This is a genomic window from Rhodocyclaceae bacterium (assembly GCA_020248265.1).
Taxonomy (GTDB): Bacteria; Pseudomonadota; Gammaproteobacteria; order Burkholderiales; family CAIKXV01; genus CAIKXV01.
In genome coordinates this window covers 89,138-99,285 of record JADCHX010000013.1, presented here as the reverse complement: position 1 = coordinate 99,285, position 10,148 = coordinate 89,138, and the positions used below count along the sequence as shown (strand labels likewise).

Annotated in this window: 9 protein-coding genes; 4 read left to right on the top strand and 5 right to left on the bottom strand. The window is 66.0% G+C overall.

The window, feature by feature from the left end; translation table 11 throughout:
• Nucleotides 1–129 precede the first annotated feature (129 nt).
• Both ING98_14635 and ING98_14630 read right to left on the bottom strand, forming a co-directional pair.
• The gene (locus ING98_14635; GenBank protein MCA3103100.1) at nucleotides 130–1,158 is read right to left on the bottom strand and encodes a restriction endonuclease subunit S; all 1,029 of its coding nucleotides are present in this window, start codon (nucleotides 1,156–1,158) and stop codon (nucleotides 130–132) included.
• Nucleotides 1,155–2,609, bottom strand: coding sequence for an N-6 DNA methylase (locus ING98_14630; protein MCA3103099.1), 1,455 nt, complete (start codon nucleotides 2,607–2,609; stop codon nucleotides 1,155–1,157). The genes ING98_14635 and ING98_14630 overlap by 4 nt, the downstream gene beginning before the upstream one ends.
• A gap of 996 nt (nucleotides 2,610–3,605) precedes the next feature.
• On the opposite strand from ING98_14630, the gene ING98_14625 reads away from it, so the two are divergent.
• Together ING98_14625 and ING98_14620 are read left to right on the top strand one after the other, a co-directional pair.
• Complete coding sequence (locus ING98_14625) at nucleotides 3,606–3,830, top strand: AlpA family transcriptional regulator (GenBank protein ID MCA3103098.1); 225 nt, start codon at nucleotides 3,606–3,608, stop codon at nucleotides 3,828–3,830.
• A gap of 10 nt (nucleotides 3,831–3,840) precedes the next feature.
• Nucleotides 3,841–6,339: a DUF3987 domain-containing protein gene (locus ING98_14620; GenBank protein MCA3103097.1), complete on the top strand. Its 2,499-nt coding sequence runs from the start codon at nucleotides 3,841–3,843 to the stop codon at nucleotides 6,337–6,339.
• A gap of 414 nt (nucleotides 6,340–6,753) precedes the next feature.
• Here ING98_14620 and ING98_14615 read toward each other — a convergent pair whose 3' ends face one another.
• Genes ING98_14615 through ING98_14605 form a run of 3 tightly spaced genes read right to left on the bottom strand, consistent with a single transcriptional unit; the run spans nucleotide 6,754 to nucleotide 8,578 of the window.
• On the bottom strand, nucleotides 6,754–7,581 hold the full coding sequence (locus ING98_14615; GenBank protein MCA3103096.1) for an ImmA/IrrE family metallo-endopeptidase: 828 nt from the start codon (nucleotides 7,579–7,581) through the stop codon (nucleotides 6,754–6,756).
• Nucleotides 7,578–7,988, bottom strand: coding sequence for a hypothetical protein (locus ING98_14610; GenBank protein ID MCA3103095.1), 411 nt, complete (start codon nucleotides 7,986–7,988; stop codon nucleotides 7,578–7,580). Before ING98_14610 ends, ING98_14615 begins: the two co-directional genes overlap by 4 nt.
• A complete protein-coding gene (locus ING98_14605; GenBank protein MCA3103094.1) occupies nucleotides 7,985–8,578 on the bottom strand; it encodes a hypothetical protein in 594 nt (197 codons plus the stop codon). Before ING98_14605 ends, ING98_14610 begins: the two co-directional genes overlap by 4 nt.
• Before the next feature lie 128 nt (nucleotides 8,579–8,706).
• Here ING98_14605 and ING98_14600 point away from each other — a divergent pair, with 128 nt between their 5' ends.
• The gene (locus tag ING98_14600; protein ID MCA3103093.1) at nucleotides 8,707–8,979 is read left to right on the top strand and encodes a multiubiquitin domain-containing protein; all 273 of its coding nucleotides are present in this window, start codon (nucleotides 8,707–8,709) and stop codon (nucleotides 8,977–8,979) included.
• Nucleotides 8,954–10,135, top strand: a complete 1,182-nt coding sequence (locus ING98_14595; protein ID MCA3103092.1) for a ThiF family adenylyltransferase — start codon at nucleotides 8,954–8,956, stop codon at nucleotides 10,133–10,135. Before ING98_14600 ends, ING98_14595 begins: the two co-directional genes overlap by 26 nt.
• Nucleotides 10,136–10,148: the final 13 nt, after the last annotated feature.

Sequence of the window (10,148 nt, the reverse complement as noted above, 5' to 3'; positions counted from 1 at the left end):
TCAGTTTGCCATCGCGTACGGGGATCGGTTTACCGGCAGTGTTGCGTGAAAATCGGGGATCGACTTTCCGTGCCAAGCGGCGTTCGCCGCTCGGCAGAAAAGTCGCCCAAAAGCCTCACACACAAAAATTCAGACACGCCCGGCACCGTTTCCGCCATCGACCAGTTGCCGACGTATCCTTCCCGACTTCAAGAAGTGGCAAACGTACGCGGGGCGAATACACTTATCCATCAAACGCATCTTGATAGTGAAACCCGAGTGCGTAGTTTGCTCACCAACTGGCCCAACGAGAAGGCAACGCCCGATCAACGCCGGATTGCCATTGGAGCGAACAAAAACGATATCACCCTCGTTGAGTTGGTCAGCCTCATGAAGAGGGCCATCCAAGGTAACCCGGTCCAATGAATCCAAGGGCGCCCAAAACTTGCTTTGAAAGTCCTTTACCCCAATGACGAGCACTTCTTGGCCGCGACTCTCCTTGGTGTAGTTGACACCGTTCCGGAAACGCGCCACCTCCGCCAATCGCACTTGTCTTACGCCACCTGCCCGGAGCTCTCCAAAGCAGGCGTCCTTCAAGACTTCGACAACCTCCGCCGCATTCCGCAGATTCCTCTCGGCATGGTCCTTGGCGGTGGCAATGCCCTCGAAGGCTTCGTCGAGGATGGCGACGATGCGGCGCTGTTCGCTACGCGAAGGGAGCGGGACCGGATAGGCCTCAATGAACTCCTTAGCTACGCGCTTGTGCCCCACAGCGCCCGTCATCGACCGAGCACCTTCTTCGAGGAAACTCGGGCGAGCGAGGTAGTAGTAGAGAAACTCGGCTTCGAGCTCCGGACCCGGGCGCAACACAATGAACTCGCTGGAACCGAAGCCGATGCCGTTCACGAGGCCGCGAGCTACACCAAGTTTCCCGTTTTCGAAGCACGGGGTGATCTTCGCGAGCAGGACGTCGCCATCGGCGAAATAGGTGTAGCTCCCGCTGACCTCACCAAGTGATCTAGTGCGAGAGGGAATAAGCGATTTAGCTCCGACGCCCAAGTCCTCCATCGGCACAAAGGACACCGGATCGACATCGCGCAATTTGGATCTCGCCTCGGCCTTGGGCGGCTTGATCGTGCATAGCTCCCCAAGCGGACGAACGTCCCAGCCTTCGCTCACGCCACCAACCCCCGTATCCCCTTCAACACCTCTGCCGCCTCCGCATCCAACGCCTCGATTTCGTCGAGGACTTCCTGCGCCGTGCGCATCACCACCACGCCGCCGCCGTTGGGGTTCTTCACCGACAGATCCCAGGTGGCGATGTCGATGCCGCTCACGTCCACCGACCAGCTCTGCTTCGAGTCCGCAAAGGTCTTTTGCCGGGAGATGAAGTCCGCCAGATCGTCGTCGTTCAGCGGGTTGGTCTTGCCAAGGCTGCGGCCGGGGTCGAGCTGGTAGAACCACACACGGCGCGTGGGCGCGCCCTTCTCGAAGAACAGCACCACGGTCTTCACGCCTGCGCCCTGGAAGGTGCCGCCTGGGCAATCCAGCACCGTGTGCAGGTTGCAGCTCTCCAGCAGCAGCTTGCGCAAGGAGGTGCTCGCGTTGTCAGTGTTGCTCAGGAAGGTGTTCTTGATGACGATCGCCGCACGCCCGCCAGCCTTCAACGCCTTGATGAAGTGCTGCAGGAAGAGGAACGCCGTCTCGCCAGTCTTGATCGGGAAGTTCTGCTGTACCTCCTTGCGTTCCTTGCCGCCGAAGGGCGGGTTGGCGAGAATCACCTCGTAGCGGTCGCGGTCCTGGATGTCGTTGAGATTTTCGCCCAGCGTGTTGGTGTGGACGATGTTCGGCGCCTCGATCCCGTGCAGGATCATGTTCATCACGCCGATCACGTAGGCCAGGCTCTTCTTCTCCTTGCCATAGAAGGTGCGCGTCTGCAGCGTGGCCAGGTCGTCGGTGGTGGCGGCCTTCTGGCTCAGGTACTCGAAGGCCTCGCACAGGAAGCCGGCCGAGCCGCAGGCGGCGTCGTAGATGCGCTCGCCGATCTTCGGGTCCAGCACGCGGATCATGGCGCGGATCAGCGGGCGCGGCGTGTAGTACTCGCCGCCGTTGCGCCCGGCATTGCCCATGTTCTTGATCTTGGCTTCGTACAGGTGCGAGAGCTCATGCTTCTCGGTCTGCGAGCGAAAGCGCAGCTCGTCCACCAGATCGATTACATCGCGCAGGTTGTAGCCGCTCTGGATCTTGTTCTTGATCTCGCCGAACACCTCGCCGATCTTGTATTCGATGGTGTTGGGGCCGCTGGCCCGCTGCTTGAAGCCGGCGAGGTACGGGAAGAGCTGACCATCCACGAAGTCACGCAGGTCGTCACCGGTGACGGCGGCGTTGTGGTCCAGTCGGCCCTCGGCGTTCTTCGGCGCGGCCCAGCGCTCCCAGCGATAGGCCTCGGCCAGGATGTAGCCGTAGCGCCGGCCTTCGAGCTCAGCTTCGGCGGCCCGGTCAGCCTCCAGCGCGTCGAGGTACTTGAGGAACAGCAACCAGGACGACTGCTCGGTGTAGTCAAGCTCGCTGGTGCAACCGGCATCCTTGTGCAGGATGTCGTCGATGTTCTTGAAGGTCTGTTCGAACACGTGTTGTCCGTTTCCTGGGTAACTGCCTATCCGGCGTCGACGGCAGGCATGGTGCCGCCGAACGCCGAAGGGTAACGGTCATTCTCACGGAAAGCATCCCATAGCCGGTCAGCCCTGCCCCGGCCAGCCTGCCGCCGCAGCCTCGTTGGTGTCGTTCATTCAGGTAAGTGTTTCTGTCCGTCCCGATCGCCTGAGCGAATCGGGAACCACTGCGGACGCGGGACACCACTCCCGCTGTTGTGCCGACTTCCTCCTTCCTGGCCTGCCCGGCACGGCCTTGGCCTCGGTGACGCTCGCTGTGGCGAGTCGGTCCACCGATCGAGCCCCTGCCGCGTGAGCGGCGCCCCGGGGCTCGGGGGGTTGCGCCAGGTCGATCAGACCGTTGGGCGCCTGCACGACGAATCCCGCTTGTGGCGGGGTCATCGGGAACAAATTGCCGGGGATACCGGCTGCGGCAGGGAGCCCGTCACTTGGGTCCGTCACTTGCGCCTGCACCCCGCAATCGCTTGCTGGGCGCAGTTCTGGACGCGCCGTCACTACCGGCGCGCCGCGTAGTGACGGCGCGCATCGCTGGCGCAGCGGCTGGCCGCTGAAGGATTGCCGCAGCCGGCCGATGGGCTCGGCGGCTGGCGCAGGGGTCGACGCATTCTCCTGCCTTGCGGCAGCCGGCTCTCGGGAGACTTGCCGGCTCAGGTGCCCGAACTGCGGGCGGGCAATGCGTGACGGGCATCAAGCGGGCTGACTCAGCCAACGGGAATTGCTGCAGAGGCTACCGCCCTCGCCGACCGCGCGCATCCGCAGTGCGGACACCGCCGCCGCCGTGACTCGTGGCTTCCGCCAGCGACCGGCGCGCGCCGCCTGCTGCGATCGTCTGCCGAAAATATTTGCAGGGTACCCCGACACTTCGGCGCGGAAATCCGTATGCCTGAATAGGCCCACCTCTCCGCGACGATGACCGTCCCGGCGGGCCTCCCTCGACTACGGGAGTACACGACCATGAAACACGCAACACCGAGCAGCCCCGTCATCCTTCGTCGGCCGCAGGTCGAAGCGCGCACCGGGCTGTCGCGCAGCACGCTATACCAGTACATCCAGGACGGCCTGTTTCCGCGGCCAGTGTCGCTCGGCGCACGCGCCGTGGGCTGGCTGGAATCCGACGTCACCGCCTGGATCACCGCGCGAACCCGGGTCGCGCGGCCCGGCACGGCCCCCAGCCGCTGAGGGGGGCGCCATGTTCACGCCACTGCCGCCGCAGCGCGGCCTGCCCCCATCGGTGCCCGATGTCGCCCGGGTGCTCGACCAGTTCCGCGCCGCACTGCGCGCCCGCGACATCGTGCCGCCCGAGCCCCTCCTCGCCGACGGTCGACTGCACCGCTGCCATGCCGCCGGCCGGAACGGCCGGGGCGATGCGGCCTATCTGCTGCACCTGGACGGCATCCCCGCTGGCGGACTGGAAAACTGGCGCGACGGGCTCGGCTGGCAGACCTGGCGATGCGAGCTTTCGCGAGCGCTCACTGACGTGGAACGCCAGACTCTGCACGAGCGCAACCGGGCGGCTCAGGCCGAACGAGACCGCGAGACTGCAGACCGCAACGCCGCCGCCCGCGCAACCGCAGCCCGTTTGTGGGCCGCCGCCGCACCAGCACTGGCCGACTACCCTTACCTCGCCCGCAAGGGTGTGCAGCCGTTCGGGCTGCGGGTCTGGCGAGGTGTACTGCTCGTGCCGGTGCGCGACCTGGCCGACGAGCTGCACAGCCTGCAGTTCATCGGCACCGACGGCAGCAAACAGTTCCTGCGCGGCGGTCGGGTCCAGGGGCTGGGGTGCTGGGTCGGCCCGCCACCCGAACCCGGGGACACCCAGTCGCCCATCCTCATCGCCGAAGGCTTCGCCACCGCTGCAAGCCTGCACCACGCCACCGACCAGCCGGTGGCCGTCGCCTTCAACGCCGGCAACCTCGAACCCCTGGCCTGCGCCGTGCGCGACCGGTGGCGCAGCGCGCCGATCATCGTCTGCGCCGACGACGACCACCACACCGCCAGCAACCCGGGGCTCACCCATGCCCGTACCGCCGCGCGGGCCGTCGCCGGCCGGCTGGCCGTGCCCGATTTCGGCGACGCCCGCCCACCGGACGCGACCGACTTCAACGACCTGCACCGGCTCGCCGGGGTGTCCGCAGTGCTGACATCCCTCGCCAATGCTGCACCCCCCGCACCCGACGAGATCATCGCTCCGAAAAATGCTGCACCCTCGTCGCCTGACGACTGGCCCGAGCCCGAACCGCTCACCACGCCGCTCGATCCCTTGCCCTATCCGGTGCACGCGCTGCCGCCCTTGCTGCGCGAAGCCGTCCTTGAGGTACAGGCCTTCGTCCAGGCGCCGGCCGCGCTGGTGGCGTGCTCAGCCCTGTCCACACTGTCGGTGGCCGCGCAGGGACTGGTCAACGTGCGGCGCGACGCGCAGCTGGTCGGCCCGGTGTCGCTATATGTATTAGCGGTGGCCGAGTCCGGCGAGCGCAAGACCACCTGCGACCGCATCCTGGGCGCGGCCCTGCGCGAGTGGGAGCGCGACCGCACCCGGGCCGCCGCCCCGGAACAGGCAGCGCACGCCTCGGCTACCGCCGTGCTGCAAGCCAAGCGCGACGGCCTGCTCGAAGCCATCCGCCGCAAGCGGCGCGATGGGCAGGACACCGCCGAGGACGAGGCCGCCCTGAACGAACTCGCAGCCGACACGCCACAGGCTGCGCCGGTGCCCCGGCTGCTGTACGCCGACGCCACCCCCGAAGCGCTCTCGCACGCCCTGGCCAGCGGCTGGCCCAGCGGCGCGGTGATGTCGGCCGAGGCCGGCGCCGTCTTCGGCGCCCACGGCATGGGCTACGAGACGATCATGCGCAACCTCGCGCTGCTCAACGTGCTGTGGGACGGCGGCGAGATCGCGGTCGACCGCCGCAGCAAACCGTCATTTCGGCTGCGCGACCGTCGGCTTACCTTCGGGCTGATGGTGCAGCCCGAGGCGCTGCGCGGCTTTCTCGAACGCGCGGGTACGCTGCCCCGTGGCAGCGGCTTCATCGCGCGGTTCCTGATCGCGTGGCCGGCGAGCACGCAGGGCACGCGCGGCTATCGGCCCGCACCGGCGACGATGCCGGCGGTAGAGCGGTTCGAGGCGCGTATCCGCGAGCTGCTGGAAGTCCCGCTCTCAACCCACGCCGACGGCGGGCTGCAGCCGGCGGAACTGGCGCTGTCCCTCAAGGCACACGCGGCGTGGGTGCAGGCGCACGACCGCATCGAGCGCGCGCTGGCGTCGGGCGGGGAGCTGGCCGACATCCGCGACGTTGCGGCCAAGGCCGCGGAGAACATCACGCGCCTGGCGGCACTGTTCCATGTGCTGGCCCACGGGCCCGCCGGAGTGATCGACGCGGATAGCGTCGACGCCGCCGAAGCTGTCATCAGCTCGCACCTGCGCGAAGCGCGGCGCATGCTGTCCGCACTCGACACCTCGACCGAACTCGCCGCAGCCATCGGGCTCGACAACTGGCTGATCGCCGAGGCGCGGCGCACGGGCAGCAATCGAATTGTCACGAACCGTGTCTACCGATGCGGGCCATCACCCGTCCGGGACGCGAAAGACATGAGGACCGCGCTGGTGACACTCGCCGAACGCCGGCGTGCGCGGCTAGTCGAGGACGGCCGAAGGAGGTTCGTGGAAGTCAACCCGATGCTTATCGGCGAGTGACCCCTGCAACGGGACCCCAGGTGACGATCACTGCCCCAGCCCTGGGGGCCTTGCGACTGCTGCGACTCCTGCGACCGCTCGACTGCAGATGCTTGGCTCTGAGTCGCAGGAATCGCTGCAGTCGCAAGGGTTGGGGGACTCAACGACCTCTTGAGGAATCGACAGCCACCACTCGAGACTAGTTTCGACCTCGCGCAGCCATTCAAGGTCGCGTTCCGAGTGCCCCCTAAGCAGCGGGATCGGCCGTTCGATACTGCCGGTCTAATGACGGCTCTGGCGCAGACTGCAGCCGCTCACCCAACAACAGCGTCAGTACTTGAAATGCAGCGCTTGCCGCGCTTCGTTGCTGCCGGTCGCAGAGCGCCACGATCGCAGACCTGCGGTCGATTGCTCTGGTTCATCGTCACTTACCCGCTAGCGTCGCTTCACGTACGAGCCACTCTCGTTGTAGCGGCGCGCACCGACGTTCGGATCGAAGCGCGCATCCAGCATCGAGGACGACAGGTACAGCAGCACCAGCACCTCTCCTACCTTGCCAGGAATGCAATCCTCGATGACTTCATAGTTCTCGGCGTCGTCGTTCTCGAACCACACCTCGCCCGGCTGCTTGCGGGCCGATGCGATGCGTGTTCCGGCGGTTAGGAGGCCGTGGGCGAACGAGTCTTCGTCCAGCTGGCTGCGCAGCCACCAGCGAGCCGGCACGTGCTTGGCGCGTTTGCTCCATTTCAGCCCCTGCGCCGAGTAGCAGGCGACGATCACCGGCAGCGTGTCGATGTTGGCCAGGCGGATCACCGTCGCGAGCAGGCTCGTCTCGTACTCGGCCGACAATGCGTCGAGCTCCTTGAATCCCGGCCTTCCCAGACTCTTGACGGCGGGTGCGAAGAAGACGGTCGGCATGAGCAGATGCGCTGAGTACTCGTCGGCCTCGCGCTCGCGCGGCCTGTCGGAGACGAGGTTGCGGTCAGGGTCGTCAGCGCGGCAGGCGAACGACTTGCCGCGGTGCATCTCCCAGTGCCCGAGCTCGTGACCCACGGAGAATCGCTCGCGACCTCGGATGTTCGAGGGCCGTACGGTCGCGATCGCACGGTCGCCGGCACCGACCAGCATGGCCTCGCATCCCTCCAGCGCCTCGTACTCCACAAGCATGCGCGCGTCATAGGCGATCGCGTCGACGTCGATATCGCGTGGGTCGGTGATGCCAAGTTCCGCGATTCGGGCTTCGGCGCGCTCGCCGGGAGTCATTGTGGGTCGTCTTCCGATCGGGCCGGAACGACGCCCAGACGGACAAACTTGTTGTACAGCGCGAGCGCTGCCTGATCCGACAGTTCGTCGAGCTGTCGCGCCGCCATGGTGTATTCGCCGCTGTTCGCCGCTTCACGCAGGAATGCCTTTACGTCAGCGACGCTCAAGTCGCCGGTGCCCGGGGCACGCGGGCCAGCGCGGGACACAGCCAAACTCGCCTTCGCGGCGGAGAGACGACGCTTTGCGGCCTCCTGCTTCGCCGCACTCAGCAGCGTCAGTCCACGCGTCTGGACGGCGGCCGGTCCATTGCCGTCGAGCACCTGCTCATCGCTCATTCCCATCAACTCAGCAAGCAGTGCGTCGAGCAGGACGCTCAGGTCATCCTGCGGCTTCTGAGACGCAGTCATTTCGGTTTCCTCGCAGCAGCATCCGACTTGAGCTTGCGCAGCAAGCGCTGTCGCGCCGCATCAAATTGTTTGGCGTCGAGTCCGGTTTCCTTCCGGGCCTCGGCGCCGCTAATGCCCATGGCCCATGCCATCAGGACCAGCTCGGCCTGATGGTCGCCTTGGACGAGCTGCTCGATTGCCGCCAGTTGTTGGCGCCCTTCCAGGATGTCCTGTGGGCCTAGGTGCTGGACCGCTTGCACCGGCGGCGGACGCCCCTCTTCGGGCGCTTCCTCTTCACCGGTCGACACGACGGTGAACTGGTCGATTGGGGCGTTCTTGACCTTCTTCTTCGCGTTGCTGGCGACGCTGCGCATCGCCACCTTGAGCGTGACCAGCGGATGCACGCCGCGTTGCCACGTCCGATCCTCGCCGAGGAGGTCAGTCAGGGTCTCCTGCAGCAGATCTTCCCAGGTCATGTCCGTCAGCCCGAGTGCCGCCGCCCGCGCCAAGCTCTCGGCGCGGCCCCAGTCGCCGGGCGACATCGCGCCCAGCAACGCCTCGCGCTCGGCCTTGGACAGCGGCTCTTCGTCTGGTGGTTTGGGTTGTTCCATGGTTCGGCTTCCGATCCGTATGACTCCTGGCGCTCGCGATCTGGACGCGCGGCAAATGTTTTTGCAGCCGTCCTCGGCTGGGGCGCTGGGGAGTCCTACTGGGTATGAAACCACAAGGAGTAGACAGTATGAACACGGAAACAGGAGAAACCAACCCGGAGCTCCGCACCTTCGAGATCGTCATCAACGGCGAGCAGCACGTCGTGCTGCGCCGTCGCCTGACCTTCGAGGACATCGTCCGGCTGGCCTTCACCGACGCGATCTTCAACGACGAAATCGTCTACACGATCACCTACAAGCGTGGGCCCGACCAGAACCGGGAAGGCTCCCTAGTCGCCGGCGAGGCGGTGTTCGTCAACCGCGGGATGATCTTCAATGCAAAGCGCACTGATAAGTCGTAGCCCTGACCTGCTCAGGCTGCGCGACGAGGGCTACGAGCTCGAAATACGCTCCGGGCACCTGCTGGTGCACAGCGTCCCCTACGTCAACGCCGCCGGCGTTATCGGCTACGGCACGCTCGTGTCGGACCTGACGCTGGCGGGCGACTCCACCTCGCGGCCCGGTAACCACATGGCGTGGTTCATCGGCGAGCACCCGTGCGACCGCGCCGGGCGCACGATCACCGCGATCCGGCACGGCACGGCGAATTTCGATCTGGCGCATGACATCGCGGCGCAGCACGCCTTCTCGAACAAGCCGCCGACCGGGTACCCGGACTACCACGCCAAGATGACCCGGTACATCGAAATCATCAGCGCGCCGGCGCAGTCGCTGCAGCCGAGCCTGACTGCGCGCACCCACCGCCCAATGGCGGCCGATGAGACCGAGTCCGTGTTCTGCTACATCGACTCCGCCTCGAGCCGCGCCGGCATCACGGCCGTGGCGGGCAAGCTGTCGGGTGCGCGCATCGCCATCATCGGTCTGGGCGGCACGGGCTCGTACCTGCTGGATCTTGTCGCCAAGACGCCTGCCTTGGAGATCCATCTCTACGACGGCGACTTCTTCCTGCAGCACAACGCGTTCAGGGCGCCGTCGGCCGCGTCGCTGGAAGAGCTGCAGTCGATGCCGACGAAAGTGGGCTACTGGGCAGCGCTCTACGGCAAGATGCGCCGCGGCATCGTGCCGCACGAGGTCTTCGTCGACGAGACGAACGTGGGCGAGCTCGTCGGGTACGACTTCGTGTTCCTGTGCATGGATGGCGGGCCGGCCAAGCGTCTGATCATCGAGGCATTGCAGGCCACCAAGCGCTCGTTCATCGACGCCGGCATCGGCGTCGAGCTGCAGCAGGCCAGGCTGCAGCTCTGGGGCATCTGCCGGGTGACGACCAGCACCGCGGATCAGCAGGACCACGTCGCGCAGCGTGTGTCCTGTGCCGCGAACGACGAAGACGACCTCTACGCTCGCAACATCCAGCTCGCCGAGCTGAACGCGCAGTGCGCCGTGATGGCAGTGATCAAGTGGAAGAAGCTTTGCGGCTTCTACGCCGACGACGACCGGGAGCACGACTCGACCTACACGACGAACACCAACCTCCTAACGAGCGACGTGACGCGGTGAAACACCAGATCTA